Consider the following 16,608-nt stretch of genomic DNA (forward strand, 5'->3'; position numbering starts at 1 on the left):
ACCAGATGCGCGCCGGCATCGATCCGGATCACTTCGCCGGTCATGTTGCCTGATGGCGGCGTGGCGAGGAAGCACACCAGGCTGGCGACGTCTTCCGCGGTCGAGGCGCGCTTGAGCGGCACTTTCGCGATCACGGCATCGCGAACCTTGGCGGCGGCTTCGACGCCACGACCCTTGGTGAACCAGGGCGTGTCGATATAGCCGGGACAGACCGCGTTGACGCGGATCAGCGGCGCCAGTGCGCGCGCCAGCGAAAGGGTGATGGTGTTCAGCGCCCCCTTGCTCGCGGCATAGGCGACCGAGGAGCCGATGCCGCTGATGCCCGCGACCGACGATACGTTGACCACCGCGGAAGCGCGGCCGGACGCTTCCGCGCCGGCTTCGAGCAGCGATCTGGCGGCCCGCACCATCTGGAAAGGCCCGATCGTGTTGACGCCGAACAATCGCTGAAAATCCTCCGCCGACAGGCCGTCCAGATTATTGTGCGCCATGTGCTTGGTGACGCCGGCATTGTTGATCAGCGCATCGAGCCGCCCCCAGGGCGCCGCCGCGGCGGCGATTTTCCGGCAATCCTCGTCGCGCGACACATCGCCCTGAACCACCACCACTTCGCCGCCGGCGCTGCGGCACAAATCGGCGGTCTGTTCGGCTTCATTCTGGCTGGAGGAATAGTTGATGACGATGCGCGCGCCGCCCTTTGCCAGAATGGCCGCGGTCGCGGCACCCAGACCCGACGCAGAACCCGTTACAATCGCGCACAAACCATCCTTCGACATCGCATTCCTCGTGTGATTTTGAGCATTTCCGCTAGTCAGCGGCGACCTAGCATAGCGCGCGGAACATTGCCTGCAAATTCCCCGCGAAACTCCGCTGCGCGGAAATAATCACGCCGCGCGGCCGTCGCTTCATGCCATGTTTGCAGGGAGCCTTGCGGACATCGGCGCTTGTCAGGGCTGTGGCTTTTCCTCCATCATGCGATGCAAGAAAAAGACCGCATGTGAGGCCCGGCGCCATGGCCGCGCAGGTCATGTGCTGAAACGGGGAACGCCGTGGCGGAAGTCGAGAATATCGTCGCAGAGACCGCCGAGAGGATATTTGCCGATCTCGCCGACGCGCAAACCGTCAACCGCGACAAGAAGGGCGGCTGGAAGACGCCGCTGTGGCGGGCGCTGACCGAGTCAGGCCTGCCTCTGGCGTGGGTTGCCGAGGATTGCGGCGGTTCGGGCGCGAGTCTCGCCGAAGGTTTCAGCGTGCTCAGCGCCGCGGGGCGTTTCGCACTCGCGGTGCCGCTGGCCGAAACCATGCTGGCGGGATGGCTGCTGTCGCAGGCGAAAATCGCCTCGCCCGACGGCGCGATGACGGTGGCCCCGGCAGGCCCGAGAGATCGCATCACGGTCGGTGCCGACGGCACCTTGTCGGGCCGCGCGCGCGGCGTTCCCTTCGCCGGCGACGCCGGGCACATCGCGGTGCTGGCGCAGGCAAGCGGCGGTGTTTCGATCGCGCTGGTCGATGGGTCCGCCTGCCGGATCGAGCCCGGCCTCAATCTTGGCGGCGACGGCAGCGATACCGTGACGTTCAGCAGCGTCACACCTGCGGCGATCAAGCCCGCGCCGCAGGGTTTTGACCAGACCTCGCTGCTGCTGATGGGCGCCGTGGCGCGAAGCCTGCAGATCGCGGGCGCGCTGGAATCGATGCTCGACATCAGCGTGCGCTACTCCAACGAGCGCGTCGCGTTCGAAAAGAAGATCTCCAAGTTCCAGGCGGTGCAGCACAATCTGGCCAGGCTCGCCGGCGAGTCGGCGGCCGCGATTGCCGCGGCGACCTCCGCCGCCGACACCTTCGCCAGCGGCGCGGCGTCGGATGATGCGGCGTTTCTCGAGGCGGCTTCTGCCAAAATCCGCTGCTCGGAAGCGGCCGAAAAGGGTGCTGCGATCGCGCATCAGGTGCATGGCGCGATCGGCTTTACCATCGAGCACATCCTGCATCGCTATAGCCTGCGGGCGCTGGCGTGGCGCGACGATTTCGGCTCCGAAAGCTATTGGGCGGTCGAACTCGGCAAGCGCGTCGCCGCGCGCGGCGCCGACGAATTGTGGCCGCTGGTGGCCTCGCGCTGATTCAAATTCGAAAGCCGGGATTCTAAATGACCGCAGCCCTCCGTTTCGATCCGATCCGCCTGCCGAGCGAATGCGTCGAGCTGCGCAAGCAAGTACGTGCCTTCCTCGCCGAGGAAATCGCCGCCGGCACCTTCGATCCGCATCAGCCCAATCGCGAGGATACCGACGCACCGGAATTTTCCCGCCGTGTCGGCGCGCGCGGCTGGCTCGGCATGACCTGGCCAAAGAAATATGGCGGCCACGAGCGCAGCTTTCTCGAACGTTATGTGGTGACCGAGGAAATGCGCGTCGCCAACGCGCCGACGCGGCGCTTCTTCGTCGCCGACCGGCAGAGTGGACCGGTGCTGCTGAAATACGCGCCCGAGCGCATCAAGCTGGACATCCTGCCGCGGATCTGCCGCGGCGAGGTCTGTTTTGCCATCGGCATGAGCGAGCCCAACTCCGGCTCGGACCTGTTCGCGGCAAAAACCAAGGCGACAAAAACCGACGGCGGCTTTTTGATCAACGGCACCAAGATCTGGACCTCGTCGGCGCATATCGCCGACTACATGATCGCGATCTTCCGCACCTCGCCGCCGACCAAAGAGAACCGCCGCCACGGCCTGACGCAATTCCTGGTCGACATGAAGACGCCGGGCATCAAGGTCAATCCGATCGGCCAGATCACCGGGCAATTCGAATTCAACGAGGTGGTGTTCACCGACGCCTTCATGCCCGACGATCACGTGCTCGGCGAGATCGACGGCGCCTGGAAGCAGGCGACATCCGAACTCGCCTATGAGCGCAGCGGCCCGGAGCGTTTTCTGGAAACCTATTATGTGCTGACCGAACTGGTTCGCGCGGTGGGACCGGCGCCCGACACCAGAACCGCCGAGGGCATCGGACGGCTAGTGGCGCAGCTTCATACCATGCGGCGGATGTCGGTCTCGGTGGCCGGCATGTTGCAGGCCGGCAAGGAGCCGGTCGTCGAAGCCTCGATCGTCAAGGACATCGGCACCGTCTGGGAGCAGGAATTGCCGCATCGGGTCCGCGATCTCGCGGCCTTCATCGACACTGAGGCGACCAACCGCGAGACGCTGGAGAATCAACTGGCGTTCGCGATCAAGACCGCGCCAAAACTCACCATTCAGGGCGGCACCACCGAGGTGCTGCGCGGCATCATCGCGCGCGGGCTTGGCTTGCGCTGATTCAAATCGATTCAATCGAGGATCATATGACAAAATTCACGGATATCGGCGTCGAGAAGACCGGCCACGTCACCACGATCGAGATCCAGCGGCCGCCGCTGAACTTCTTCGACATCTCGCTGATCAACCAGATCGCGGATGCGCTGACCGACATCGACAACGATCCGGAAGCCCGCGCGGTGGTGCTGGCTGCGCAAGGCAAGGCGTTCTGCGCCGGCGCCAATTTCAACGATCCGGCGCGGCAGGCGCAGGAGGCGCGCGCGAAGGCCGATCCGGCTTCAAGCCTCGGCCAGATCAGCCATCTTTACATTCAGGCGGTGCGCATCTTCCGCAACAAGAAGCCGATCGTCGCCGCCGTTCATGGTGCGGCGATCGGCGGCGGCCTCGGGCTTGCGGTGTCGGCGGATTTCCGCGTCACCTGCCCCGAGGCGCGTTTCGCCGCGAATTTCACCAAGCTCGGCTTCCATCCCGGCTTCGGGCTGACGGTGACGCTTCCCGAGCTGGTCGGCAAGAACAATGCCGAATTGATCTTCTACACCAGCCGGCGGGTGACCGGCGAGGAAGCCACCCGGATGGGTCTCGCCAACGAATGCGTGCCGCAGGACCAGGTGCGCAGCGCCGCCATGAAGCTGGCGCAGGAGATCGCCGAGTGCTCGCCGCTCGGCCTGCTCTCGACCCGCGCCACCATGCGCGCCGGCCTCGCCGACCGCGTCATGGCCGCCACTACCCACGAACTCGCCGAGCAAACCCGGCTGCGCGCGACCGAGGATTTCGCCGAAGGCGTCAAGGCCACCGCCGAGCGCCGGCCCGCGAATTTCAGGGGGCGGTGAGGTTTAGCGCGCTCTATCGCTCCCTCCCCCCTTGCGGGGGAGGGTTGGGGTGGGGGGTGGCCGCGGGCGAAACCATGGCGATCTGCGATCATGGCGCCACGCATTTCCTCGCACCGCCGACGCGGCACCCCCACCCCCGACCCCTAAGAGCGAGCTTCGCTCGTCTCGACCCCGCAAGGGGGAGGAGAGAAGAAAGCAAGCGCCGGCGCCAGGGTATGACGGAACGACACACTACTTCACCCCTTCCTCACCACCAGCGCATCCACAACCGTCACCCCCTGCCCCTGCGGATGCACCAGCACCGGATTGAGCTCGATCTCGGCGACGTCGTGGCGCAAACGCGCCGCTAGCAGCGAGACTTGCTCGATCAGATCGCACAGCGCCGCGACGTCCGTCCCTGCCGCGCCACGGAATCCCCGCAGCAACGGCGCGGCCTTGAGCTCGGACAGCATGGTTGCGGCTTCGCCCGCGCTCACCGGCGCGGGGCGGTACACCACGTCGCGGAACAATTCCGTGGTGATGCCGCCGAGGCCGACCATGACCATGGGGCCGAAGGTGGCATCCCGCATGGTGCCGATGATGATCTCGACGCCCTTTTTCGCCATCGGGCCGACCAGCACGCCCTGGATCGCGGCATCGGGCCGGTGCTTGCGCGCGTTGTCGAGCAGTGCCTGATAAGCGATAAACGCCTCGCCCTTGGTGTTGATATTGACGCGGACGCCGCCGACCTCGCTCTTGTGCGGAATGTCGGGCGACTGGATTTTCATCACCAGCGGAAAGCCTGCCCGCGCGATCGCGGCATCGAGCGCGCTTTTTTCGGTGACCAGCGCTTCCTCGGCTAAGGCAATGCCGGCCGCGCGCAGCAGCGACTTGCTGTCGAATTCGGACATTGCTGCCGAGGTCAGATGCGCCGAGAGGTCGCGCGACGCCAGCGCGTCGCCCTTCGCCGGCCGCGCCAACGCGAACTTGGCCCGCGCACGGATCTGCCGCAGCGCCACCCCGACATGGGTCAGTCCCGACAGCACGACGACGCCGGAGGCTGCAAGTTCGGTGCGCGCGAACCGCGACGGCAGCGTGTAGGAGTAGAACACGATCGGCTTGTGCTGCGCCGATATCACCGGCTTCAGCTCCGCCTCCTTGAACGGCATCCGGGTTTCGCTCGACAGCGACAGCACCACCAGGATGGCGTCGACTTCGTCCGACGCCGCCAACAGATCGATGCTGTTCTGCAGGCCGCCGCTGGTCACTCCCTGCGCGGTGACGTCGATCGGGTTGCGCGCCGAACCGTAGGACGGCAGCAGTTTGCCGATCTCCTGCTGGATGGGCGTGGACAATTCCGGCACCTGCAGGCCCTGCATCGCGACCGTGTCCGCGCCCCAGATCCCGGCGCCGCCCGACACCGTGAGAACGGCGACGCGGTCGCCCTTGGGCAAGGGGTTGGTGGTCAGCACGGCGGCAATGGTGACGGCCTCGTCGAGATCGTTGGAGATGATAAAGCCGTAACGCGCGAACACCGCGTCATAGGCCGCCGACCAGCCGGCCATGCTGGCGGTGTGCGAGGCCGCCGCGCGCTCGCCCGCGCCGGAGCGGCCGACTTTTGTGACGATGACGGGCTTGCCGGTCTCGGCGGCGCGGCGGGCGGCGGCGAGAAATTGGTCGACGTCGCGGATGCCCTCGAGAAACAGCAGGATCACGTCGGTCGAGGGATCCTGCACCATGTATTCGAAAAACTCGCCGGCGCCGAGATCGGATTCATTGCCGGCGCTGACGACGTAACTGAGCGCGATGCCGAGCGCCCTGGCGCGGTGGTAGAACGCAAAGCCGATACCGCCGCTTTGCGCGACAATGCCGATCCGCTTTTTGGTCGCCACCAGCCGGAGCTCGCCGGGCTTGACGTCGACGGTCGGGCTGAAGGTGGCCGCGACGCGCTGGATCTCGCTGTAAAACCCTTCCGCATTGGGACCGGAAATCCGCATCCCGGCCTTCCTGGCCAGCGCGACGATGGCCTGCTGCATCGCGGCGCTGTCGCCGCCCTCCTCGGCAAATCCCGACGAGATGATCACCGCGTTGCGGACGCCGGCCGCCGCGCATTGTTCGAGCGCGCCAAACACCGCGCGCGCCGGGATGACGATGATGGCGAGATCGATCGGCTGGCCGACATCGGCGATCGAGGGGAAGCATTTCAGCCCGTCGATATCGCCGTAATTGGGATTGACCGGATAGAGCCGGCCCGGAAATTCGTTCTTGCGCAGCATCGACAACAGCCGGCCCGGGATTTTCTCATGATCGCGGGAGGCGCCGATCAGGGCGATGCTGCTCGGGGCAAAGAACGAGTCGAGCGGATGGGGCATTCGGAGAGGTCCTTTTGTTCTTGATTAACTGACTCGGTGCGGCACCGTCATCCCTGCGCAACGGCTTCGCCGTTGCGCAGGGATGACGGTTCAAGAGGCGATGACGGGTGAGCCTCACGCCGCAAGACCAAACGTAACCCCGCCCAGCAGAAACGAATCGCCCGACACCGCGTACCCCCTGGCTTTCGCCGCCTCGCGCACGGCCGCAATCTCGCTGACCCTGAACGTGAGTCCGCTCATGATCTCGCTGGCGCCCGCAACGAAACGAAAGCTGCCATTGGCAAGCCTGAGTTCAGGCTCGCCGCCCTGATTTTGGCTGACGGGAATGTCGAGAATCCTTCCCCAGTGCCCGGCGAGAGCGTGCGGCTCCGGGCTCTGCATTTCGACGCCGATCAGGGCCTGGGTCACGTCGTTGCGGATCGATCGCTGCCAGTCCGGCCCCGCCGGCGGATAGGGACCGAGAATATCGTCACTGCCCTCGGTGTGATTGAATTCGATGAAGGCGGCGCGGCAATCGCGCGGATGAAGTTGCACGCCATGATAGGGCGGGTGATCGATGATGTTGGCGACGCGCACGCCCACCTCCTTGGCATGCGCGGCGCGCCGATCGGGATCGTCGCAGCCGAAGATCGCCATATAGCCGCCGCGACCGCCGGTCTTGTCGAGAAAACGTCCCGCCGCGGTGCCCGGCCGCAGCGGCGAGACGACTTCCAGCAGAACGGTATCGACCGGGAGCAGCGCGTTCTCCAGGCCATATTTGGCGACGTTGCCGTCGCGATAGCAGATGGTGAGGCCCATGATGGCGGCGATATCACCGGCCAGCGGTTCGAGGCGCGGCGCCACCAGGCAAATTTGCCGCAATCTCAAATGGCCGGCCACCTCAATGGCCTCGGTCATTTTCAGTGGCCCTGAAACACCGGCTTGCGCTTTTCGACGAAGGCCTTGGCGGCTTCCTTGTGGTCGGCGGTCTCGCCGGCGCGCGAGTGATGGATGGCCTCGCCGTCGAAGCAGGCTTCCAGCGACAAATGCTCGGCGTTGTTGATGTTGCGCTTGATGTAGCCCAGCGTCACCGAGGGTCCCTGCGCCAGCGACATCGCCAATTCATGCGCCGCCGCTTCGACCTCGGCATCGGGAACGACACGCGTCACCATGCCGAGCGCCAGCGCTTCCTGCGCCGTCAGCACCGGCGACAACAGATAAAGCTCGCGCGCCTTGGCGCTGCCGAGCATCTGGGTCAGGAAATAGGTCCCGCCGTAGTCGCCTGACAGCCCGACCTTGGCGAAGGCGGTGGTGATCTTGACGGAGGCCGAGGCGACACGCAGATCGCAGGCGAGCGCGATCGAGAGCCCGGCGCCGGCGGCCGCGCCATCGAGCTGCGCCACCACCGGCTTTTGCATCTGGTGCAGAATACGCGAGACTTCCATGCCGCGCCGCAGGTTGGTCATCTTGGCCTCGAACGGCAACGGCGCCCTTCCCGACGCCATCGACTTGACGTCGCCGCCGACGCAGAACGTGCCGCCCGCGCCCTTGAGCAGCACGGCGCGGACCTCGTGATCTTCCGCCGCCCGCCGCGCCGCCTCGACCAGCCCCAGCGTCATGTCCGGATTGAGCGCATTGCGGCGGTCGGGACGGTTCATGGTGATCGTGAGCAGGCCGGAATCGAGATCTTGCAGGACGATGTCGCTCATGGAATTGCCTTTGTTGTTTTTGTATTGAACCTCAAACCGTCATTCCGGGGCGATGCGAAGCATCGAGCCCGGAATCTCGAGATTCCGGGTCTGGTGCTAGCGCACCATCCCGGAATGACTGCGTGACTTCGTCACTCCGTCACTTCTTCACCAGCGGGCAGCGTGACTGTTCGAGCGACTGGAACGCCTCATTGCCGGGAATCGTCGACAGCAGCTTGTAGTCGTCCCAGCGGCCTTTCGATTCCGACGGCTTCTTGACCTCGAACAGATACATGTCGTGCACCATGCGGCCATCCTCGCGGATCCGGCCGTTTTTGGTGAACACGTCGTTGATCGGGGTCTCCTTCATGACCTTCATGACCGGGGCCGCGTCGGTGGTGCCCGCGGCCTTGACGGCTTTCAGATAGTGCATCACCGAGGAGTAAACGCCGACCTGCGCGCCGGTCGGCACCCGTCCCATGCTCGCCATGAAGCGTTTGGAAAAGGCACGGGTGTCGTCGTTGAGATCCCAGTACCAGGCCTCGGTGAGCAGCAATCCCTGAGCGGTCGGCAGCCCGACACTGTCGATATCGGTGACGAAGGCGAGCAGCGGCGACAGCTTCTGGCCGCCCTTCATGATGCCGAACTCGGCGGCCTGCTTGATGGTATTGATGGTGTCGCCGCCGGCGTTGGCGAGCCCGATCACCTTGGCCTTGGAGGCCTGGGCCTGCAGCAGATAGGACGAGAAATCCGCGGTGTTGAGCGGGTGCCTGACACCGCCCACCACCTTGCCGCCGGACTTCAGCACGACATTGGTGGTGTCTTTCTCGAGATCGTGTCCGAAGGCGTAATCGGCCGTGATGAAGAACCAGGTATCGAGACCCTGCTTGACGGCGGCAAGACCGGTCACATTGGCCTGCGCGAAGGTGTCGAAGACATAATGCACGGTGTAGGGACCGCAGGCCTCGTTGCTCAGCCGGATCGATCCGGGGCCGGAGAACATGACGATCTTGTTGCGTGCCTTGGCGATCTCGCCGGCCGCCAGCGCGGTGGCGGACGCCGCCACGTCATAGATCATCTCGACGCCCTGATTGTCGAGCATGTCGCGGGCGATGTTGGCGGCGAGATCCGCCTTGTTGAGATGATCGGCCGCCAGGATCTCTATCTTGCGGCCCAGCACCTCGCCGCCGAAATCCTCCACCGCCATTTTCGCGGCCAGCTCGCTGCCGGGCCCGGTGATGTCGGCGTAGAGCCCGGACATGTCGAGGATGCCGCCGAGCTTGAGCGGAGGCTTGCTTTGCGCGATGGCCGCGGGTGCGGCCAAAGCCAGCGCCGCGCCCAGAATGCCGGAAAGAACCCGTCTCATCGAAGCCTCCCTGTCGAACCGCCGCATTGCGCTGCGACAGCTATTTCCGTTGCCGCAATCATGCCGTATGCGTCAGGAGGCGGCAAGCAGCGGCCGGTTGCGTCTTGCCGTCCATCGGAATCAATCGTTGGCATCAACAGGTCGCCATGCGCGCGTCGGCAAAGCCTTCCGAACTTCGATGCGCGCGCCGGGCGACGATGGCGTTCGGCGTCGTTCTGCTCATGGCCGTCCCGCCCGCTCCGGCGCTCGCCGCCGGCTGTGCCTACCAGCCGCAAGGCGAGGGCCGCGTCGCCGCCATTCTCGATGCGCGCAGCTTTCGCCTGGAGGACGGCCGCGAGATCCTGCTTGCCGGCATCGAGCCCATCGCCCCGGACAAGGCGGCCGTGAACCGCGCGCCGGCACTGGCTGCGATCCTGAGCGGCCGCGAAGTGGAACTGCGCGGCGCAGACGACACGCCCGATCGCTATGGTCGCCAAACCGCCTTCGTGTTTGTCGTTGCTTCCGAAACTTCGGTGCAGGCTGAGCTGCTGGCGCGGGGCGAAGCGCTGGTCTCGGCCGCCGTGACCGACAAGGAGTGCGCCTCGATCCTGACCGCCGCCGAGGCGACCGCGCGGCAGGCCAGGCGCGGCATTTGGGCCAACGCCGCCGCCATAAAAAACCCCGAAAGTCCGGGCGATATTTTGGCCGGGATTGGGCGTTTTACGGTGGTCGAGGGCAAGGTTCTGTCGGTCCGGCAATCGGGGGCAACGACTTACCTGAATTTCGGCAGGAACTGGACACGGGACTTTGCTGTGACTATTTCGAGGCGGACGCTATCTGCTTTCGAGGCGGCTGGTATGGCGCCTAAGTCCCTCGAAAATCAGCGAATTCGTGTCCGTGGCTGGGTTGAGGCGCGCGGCGGGCCGCGAATTGAAGTGCTCCGGGTGGGGCAGATCGAACTGCTTGGCGGAAATTAGGGCGCGATCCGGAACAGCGGGAACCAGCTTTTTCGAAAAAGACCATGCTCAAAGCTGAGAGATGTGGTCATGATCCGATTCAACCTGACCGGATCATGATCCGGAGACATAAGAGTAGCTGACGTGGTGGATGGTGCGGGACGGGGCGAGGACAGGATGAGCCGCCGGCTTTGGGCTGCGCCCGTTCTGCTGTGCGCGGCCCTGGTGCTTGCCGCCTGCGGCGATATCGGCCGGTTCCAGACCGCGTCCCCGGCACCGAGCCCTGCCGCCAAACCCAACCGCACGGTGGCACAAAGCCCGGCCGCCGAAAAGGAGCATGAGCGGATCCTGTCCTCCTATGGCGGAGCCTATGACGATCCGAAGCTCGAAGCCCTGATCGGCAAGACCGTCGACCGGCTGGTGGCGGCGTCGGATCGTCCCGATCAGGCCTACAAGGTAACGATCCTCAATTCGGGCGCGGTGAATGCATTCGCGCTGCCGACCGGCCAGCTTTATGTGACGCGCGGCCTGATCGCGCTGGCCTGCGACACTTCGGAACTGTCTTCGGTGCTGAGCCACGAGATGGCGCACGTGTTGGCCAAGCACGCCTCAATCCGCGAGGACCAGGCGCGCCAGGCCGCCGTGGTCACCCGCGTCGTCACCGAAATGGGCAGCGATCCCGATTTGACCGCGCTCGCGCTGGCGAAAACCAAGCTGACGATGGCGAGCTTTTCGCGCACCCAGGAATTCGAGGCCGACGGCATCGGCGTCGGTATTTCGGCGCGCGCCCATTTCGATCCGTTCGGCGCGGCGCGTTTCCTGTCCGCGATGGAGCGCAACGCCGAACTGAAAGCGGGCAAGATCTCGGACCCGCGCGCCCAGGACTTCCTGTCGTCGCACCCGGCAACGCCCGAGCGGGTTGCGAACGCGCAGAACAGCGCCAGGCAGTACACCTCGCCCGAGGGCGGCGAACGCGATCGCGATACCTATCTCGCCGCGATCGACAACATCGTCTATGGCGAGGATCCCAGCGAGGGATTCGTGCGCGGCCGGCGCTTCCTGCACCCCAAGCTCGGCTTCACCTTCGCCGCGCCCGAGAACTTCACGCTGGACAATACCGCGCAGGCCGTGATCGGCGTGCGCGAGGGCGGCACGCAGGCGATGCGCTTCGACGTCGTGCGGGTGCCGGCGGAACAGACGCTCGGCGATTATCTCAATTCCGGCTGGATGGACAATGTCGACAAGGCCTCGACCGAGGACCTGACCATCGGCGGTTTTCCGGCCGCCTCGGCGGTCGCCCATGGCGATCAGTGGCAGTTCAAGGTCTATGCGCTGCGCTTCGGCAGCGACGTCTACCGCTTCATCTTCGCCGCCAAGCAGAAGAGCACCGAAAGCGACCGCAATGCCCGCGAAACCGTGAATTCCTTCCGCAGGCTGACGCTGGAGGAGATTCAGGCGGCGCGGCCGCTGCGCATCAAGGTCATCAACGCGCAGCCCGGCGACACTGTCGAATCGCTGTCGCACCGCATGGCCGGCCTCGACCGTCCGATGGATCGCTTTCGCATCCTCAACGGCCTCGACGCCCACGCCCAGATCAAGGCCCGCGACCGGGTGAAGATCGTGGTGGATTGACGGCGCGAGGCGCGGCGTCTTCCATGCGCGATGGCGACCGATAGTTGCGGCCGTCATTGCGAGCGAAGCGACGCAATCCATATCGCCACGCGAGCAAAGAATGGATTGCTTCGTCGCTATCGCTCCTCGCAATGACGAGATAGCGCGACCCAACAAAAAAGCCCGGTCGTATCGACCGGGCTTTTGATTGTTGGGCTGTTCGAGACGCGTTACGCGGCTTCGTCCGCGACAGCGGCATCGTCGCCATCGGCGTCCGCTTCACCGTCGGCCTCGACTTCGGTCTCGGCCTTGGCGCCGCGGCGCGGGCTCTTGGCGAGCTGGCTTTCGATTTCCTTCACCGCCTCGGTTTCCGTCACATGCTGCACGACGGCGATTTCACGCGACAGCCGATCGAGGGCTGCTTCATAGAGCTGACGTTCGCTGTAGGACTGTTCGGGCTGCGAGTCCGAGCGATAGAGATCGCGCACCACTTCGGCGATCGCGACGATATCTCCGGAATTGATCTTGGCTTCGTATTCCTGGGCCCGGCGCGACCACATCGTGCGCTTGACACGGGCGCGGCCCTTGAGGGTTTCCAGCGCCTTCTTGACCAGCACCGGCTCCGACAGCTTGCGCATGCCGACATTGGCGACCTTCGCGGTCGGCACCCGCAGCGTCATCTTGTCCTTCATGAAATTGATGACGAACAGTTCGAGCCTGGCGCCGGCGATCTCCTGCTCTTCGATGGCCAGGATCTGGCCAACGCCATGGGCGGGATAAACCACGAATTCGTTGGTCTTGAAGCCTTGACGCTGGGTCAGCGGCTTCTTCGGCTCTTCGACGCGCGGAGCGACCGCCACCGGCTTGGCGGCGGGCTTGGCGGCAATCACGGGCTTGGTGGCGACGACAGCCTTGACCGCCACCTTGGGGGCGGCGGCTTTGGGAGCGGTCTTGGAGGGAGCGACCTTCGAAGCAGTGGCCTTCGAACCCGTCGCTTTCGCGGCAGTTTTTGCAGTCTTGTTTGGCATTGCGCTTCTTTTGTTTTTGGAGGATTTGGCAGCCGGGGCCTTGGTGGCCTTCCTGGTATCCTTGGGAGAAGTCCGGGCACGGCCTTTGGTTGCGCTACGACTGGTGGCCGCAGCGGCTTTTTTGGAACCCTTGGAAGCACTCTTTTTACGCGTTTTCTGTGACACAGCCTGCGCGCGGAACTGCCACGCCCCTGTTCGATGTTTTCACGGGAACCCTCGGGCCAGAACAACGCATGGCCGGATTCGGCTTGTAATGTGCCCAATATAGCACATTTTCCGTAAAAATCAATGATTTACGCCCTCCCGCGACGCTTTACGGGGGAGTTTGTCGATCTCACGGGGATTAGGGTTAAGTGAAAGCGGGATTCCGGTCAGTCGCCGGTCCCGGGCGCGGGAGAAAAATATTTCTCGAATTTGCCTTCCACGCCCTCGAAATCCTTGGCGTCGGCCGGAGATTCCTTCTTCTGGGTGATATTCGGCCAGCTCTTGGCAAATTCGGTATTCACCTCAAGCCATTTTTCCAGGCCCGGCTCGGTGTCCGGCTTGATCGCGTCGGCGGGACATTCAGGCTCGCATACCCCGCAGTCGATGCATTCGTCGGGATGGATCACCAGCATATTGTCGCCTTCGTAGAAGCAGTCCACGGGGCAGACTTCAACGCAATCGGTATATTTGCATTTGATGCAGGCTTCAGTGACGACGTAAGTCATCCAGGACTCCGAAAGAGGTGGCTCCGAAACGGTCAATTTTGAGTGGTTGGCGTAGCGCAGGAACACTCACGCCGCAAGTCAAGCAAAGCGCCTGCTGGCATGCTTTCCTGGCCGTCCCGCATTGAGCGAATGGCTCTGAATACAGATAGTTACTGCTGCCGCTGCTGCAAATCGGCATAGAGCACGCGCGCCGCAGCGGCATCGCCGCGCCGCTCCGCAAATCCGATCACCTTGAGAAGGCGTATGCTGCGATCGAGCCCGATCGTCAGCACGTCGCCGCTCTTCACGGCATGGCCGGGCGCCGTCTCGCGGACCCCGTTGACGCGGACATGGCCGGCCTCCACCAGCGCGGCCGCACTGGAGCGGGCTTTGACTACCCGCGCGTGCCACAGCCATTTGTCGAGACGCTGGCGCTCCAAGCAACACCGTCAGAAGGATGAACCGATTCTTGCACGAGGATCTTAGCTCGAAGCGGCACATTCAAGCCATCTCCGTCATCTCCGGGATGAACGCAATTGCGTTCACCCGTAGGAGGCGCGCTAGCGCCGTCTCGAAGGACGACGGCCCGGACCGCTCATCCTTCGAGGCTCGCTGCGTTCGCACCTCAGGATGACGGACTTAGCTAGTCCTTGCGGTTGGCGGTGAGCTGTTCGCGGAGCGCCGCCAGTTTGGCGAAGGGCGAATTGGGATCGATCGGCCGATCACGCTCGCGCGGGTTGGCGCTGGTGGCGTATTGCCGGTGCGAGGGCCCGCTGTCGCGGCCGCCCTTGTCGCGATCGCGCCCGCCTTTGTCACGGCCACCCTTGTCGCGGCCGCCCTTGTCGCGGTCGCCACGGAATTTGCCTTTGTTGGGGTCCTCGGTCCTCGGCTTGCCCTCGAAGCGCTCGCGAGAGGGACGGCCTCTGTCGCCGCGCGATTCGGGCACGGGCGCCCCCTCCGCGGCAGGTGCTGCGGCGACCTCGGCCGGCGCATCGGGGCGGGCTTTGCGGAAATCAGCGCTGCGGTCGCGCCGTCCGTGCCGGTGCCGCCCGGGTTTGGCCGCTTCGCCCGGCTCGCCAGTCGCGGCTTCGCCGGCGGCGGCAGGCTGCGCTGCCTCGGTGGCACGGTCCGGACGGCGGTGCCGGTTGCGGTCATGACGCGGCGGCCGGCGCTCTTCCGAGCGGCCACCGGGCCGCCAGACCTCGACCAGTTCGGGCTCGGCGGGTGCTGCGGTTGCCTCGGCTTCCGCCGGCGCCGCATCGCCGTTTGCTACGACCTCTGCGGTGGCTTCGGCGGCGGCGGGCTCCTGCGGCGCTTCGACCGCTGCGGCAGCGGTTGCCGCTTCGGTGACGGTTTCGGCGGGGGTCTCCGATTCCACTTTCGTTTCGAGGGCCGCGGCCGCGCTCGATTCGGGCGAACTCGGTTGCGTCGAGAACACGACCTCGGGCAGCAGCGTCGCCGAGGGCGCCGCGACCTCTTCGCTCGCCGGCGGCGCAGCCGCGGCAAGCTCGGCAACCGCCGGCTCAGTCGCGGCTTCGATCACGGGCTCCGCAACGCTCTCGGCCACAGCCTCGGAAGCAGCTTCCGCTGCGACCTCCGTGGGCGTTGCCTCTGGCTCTGCCGGTGCCGCCTCTGACTCCGCGGGCGCTGCCTCTGACTCTGCCGGCGCCGCTTCCACTGCGGGCACCTCAACCACCGCCGGTTTCGGCGGCGGCGGCGGGCGGCGCTCCATGCGATAGCCGAGCGCGCGCAGGATCGAGGCGAAATCCTCGCCGGCCGAGCCGGTCAGCGACGTCATCGCCTGCGTCACCACGAAGCCGCGGCCGTCGAACGCGCCGGTGGGTTTGGCGCCGGGCGAGCTCTCGCGCCACGCCAGCGCCGGGCGGATCAGATCGGCGAGCCGCTCGAGGATATCGACCCGCACCGCGCGCTCGCCGCACTGGCGGTAGCCGAGCACGCGATAGGCGTCGCGATCGAGCGTCTTGTCGACCGGAAACGAGGTGCGGCCTGATCCGGCCAGATGCTGCGCGCCCGACAGCACCGACAGGTCGACATTGTCCTGCTTCAGCGCCCACAACAGCGAGGCCAGCGCGCGCGCCGCGGGCTTGAGCAGCGGCGGGATATAGATGTGATAGGCGCCGAAGCGCACGCCGTATTTGCGCAAATTAGCGCGCGACGGCTGGTCGAGATCCTTCATCTCGGCGGCGATTTTGGCGCGCTCCAGCACGCCGAGCGCCTCGATCAGCTGGAACGCGATGCCGCGCGCGATCCCGGTGACGTCCTCGGCCTTGCCGAGGTCGAACAGCGGCCCCAGCAGTTTCTCGACATGCGTCTTCAGCCACAGATCGAGCCGGGTCTGCACCGCCTCGCGCGGCGCGCCATTGAGACGGTCATCGCAGATGATGCGGATGCGCGGATGCAGCGCGTCGTCGGCCGGCATCAGCTTGGCCACCGCGTCGCCGGTCCAGCGGATGGTTCCGTCCGAGGTCAGCACGAACTGATCGTCGGGGGCGGCGGCTAATTTTTCGGCACGCGCGTCGATTTCGCCGGCCAGCGCCTTTTGCGCGGTCGCCTGCAGGGCCTTGGCATCGGAGCCGGCCTCGGCCGCGTCAGGTGCAAAGGTGAATCCATCGAGCCGGCCGATCACATGGCCTTCCACGATCACTTCGCCGGTCTTGCCGATTTCCGTATTCAAACTCGCATTCTCCCGCAGGCGGCGCATTAATACACTGGTACGGCGATCAACGAAACGCTCCGTGAGCCGTTCATGCAGTGCATCGGACAATTTATTTTCAACATCGCGTGCGATTCCCTGCCAATGCTCGGGATC

Annotated in this window: 13 protein-coding genes and 1 pseudogene; 5 read left to right on the plus strand and 9 right to left on the minus strand. The window is 65.2% G+C overall.

Annotated features, from left to right (window positions below; all coding sequences use genetic code 11):
* On the minus strand, positions 1-776 hold a 776-nt coding region (locus E8A46_RS14580), incomplete at its 3' end, for an SDR family oxidoreductase (protein ID WP_291561780.1).
* A gap of 273 nt (positions 777-1,049) precedes the next feature.
* Here E8A46_RS14580 and E8A46_RS14585 point away from each other — a divergent pair.
* From E8A46_RS14585 to E8A46_RS14595, 3 genes are read left to right on the plus strand one after another with little or no spacing between them, the layout of a single operon-like run.
* Positions 1,050-2,114: an acyl-CoA dehydrogenase family protein gene (locus E8A46_RS14585; RefSeq protein WP_291561781.1), complete on the plus strand. Its 1,065-nt coding sequence runs from the start codon at positions 1,050-1,052 to the stop codon at positions 2,112-2,114.
* A 26-nt stretch (positions 2,115-2,140) separates the two neighbouring features.
* Complete coding sequence (locus tag E8A46_RS14590; RefSeq protein WP_291561783.1) at positions 2,141-3,301, plus strand: acyl-CoA dehydrogenase family protein; 1,161 nt, start codon at positions 2,141-2,143, stop codon at positions 3,299-3,301.
* A gap of 26 nt (positions 3,302-3,327) precedes the next feature.
* Positions 3,328-4,131 carry an enoyl-CoA hydratase/isomerase family protein gene (locus E8A46_RS14595; protein ID WP_291561787.1) on the plus strand — a complete coding sequence of 268 codons (804 nt, stop codon included), beginning with the start codon at positions 3,328-3,330 and terminating at the stop codon, positions 4,129-4,131.
* A 236-nt stretch (positions 4,132-4,367) separates the two neighbouring features.
* Here E8A46_RS14595 and E8A46_RS14600 read toward each other — a convergent pair whose 3' ends face one another.
* The 4 genes from E8A46_RS14600 to E8A46_RS14615 form a co-directional block, all read right to left on the minus strand.
* Positions 4,368-6,482: an acetate--CoA ligase family protein gene (locus E8A46_RS14600; RefSeq protein ID WP_291561789.1), complete on the minus strand. Its 2,115-nt coding sequence runs from the start codon at positions 6,480-6,482 to the stop codon at positions 4,368-4,370.
* A 114-nt stretch (positions 6,483-6,596) separates the two neighbouring features.
* A complete protein-coding gene (locus tag E8A46_RS14605; protein ID WP_291561801.1) occupies positions 6,597-7,361 on the minus strand; it encodes a hypothetical protein in 765 nt (254 codons plus the stop codon).
* A gap of 20 nt (positions 7,362-7,381) precedes the next feature.
* Complete coding sequence (locus tag E8A46_RS14610; RefSeq protein ID WP_291561791.1) at positions 7,382-8,170, minus strand: enoyl-CoA hydratase; 789 nt, start codon at positions 8,168-8,170, stop codon at positions 7,382-7,384.
* Between the two features lie 139 nt (positions 8,171-8,309).
* Complete coding sequence (locus E8A46_RS14615) at positions 8,310-9,515, minus strand: ABC transporter substrate-binding protein (RefSeq protein ID WP_291561793.1); 1,206 nt, start codon at positions 9,513-9,515, stop codon at positions 8,310-8,312.
* Between the two features lie 197 nt (positions 9,516-9,712).
* On the opposite strand from E8A46_RS14615, the gene E8A46_RS14620 reads away from it, so the two are divergent.
* Positions 9,713-10,471: a thermonuclease family protein gene (locus tag E8A46_RS14620; RefSeq protein WP_291561803.1), complete on the plus strand. Its 759-nt coding sequence runs from the start codon at positions 9,713-9,715 to the stop codon at positions 10,469-10,471.
* A 156-nt stretch (positions 10,472-10,627) separates the two neighbouring features.
* Positions 10,628-12,082: a M48 family metalloprotease gene (locus E8A46_RS14625; protein WP_291561794.1), complete on the plus strand. Its 1,455-nt coding sequence runs from the start codon at positions 10,628-10,630 to the stop codon at positions 12,080-12,082.
* A gap of 209 nt (positions 12,083-12,291) precedes the next feature.
* On the opposite strand, the gene E8A46_RS14630 is transcribed toward E8A46_RS14625, so the two are convergent.
* The 4 genes and pseudogenes from E8A46_RS14630 to E8A46_RS14645 form a co-directional block, all read right to left on the minus strand.
* Positions 12,292-13,089, minus strand: coding sequence for a CarD family transcriptional regulator (locus tag E8A46_RS14630; RefSeq protein WP_291561796.1), 798 nt, complete (start codon positions 13,087-13,089; stop codon positions 12,292-12,294).
* Positions 13,090-13,460: 371 nt separating this feature from the next.
* Complete coding sequence (fdxA, locus tag E8A46_RS14635) at positions 13,461-13,799, minus strand: ferredoxin FdxA (protein ID WP_291561797.1); 339 nt, start codon at positions 13,797-13,799, stop codon at positions 13,461-13,463.
* Between the two features lie 149 nt (positions 13,800-13,948).
* Positions 13,949-14,218, minus strand: coding sequence for an RNA-binding S4 domain-containing protein (locus tag E8A46_RS14640; protein WP_291561799.1), 270 nt, complete (start codon positions 14,216-14,218; stop codon positions 13,949-13,951).
* Between the two features lie 203 nt (positions 14,219-14,421).
* Positions 14,422-16,608, minus strand: a pseudogene (locus E8A46_RS14645) (helicase); the annotation flags it as partial.

The sequence above is a fragment of the Bradyrhizobium sp. genome (assembly GCF_004799445.1).
In the GTDB taxonomy this organism is placed as follows: Bacteria; Pseudomonadota; Alphaproteobacteria; order Rhizobiales; family Xanthobacteraceae; genus Bradyrhizobium.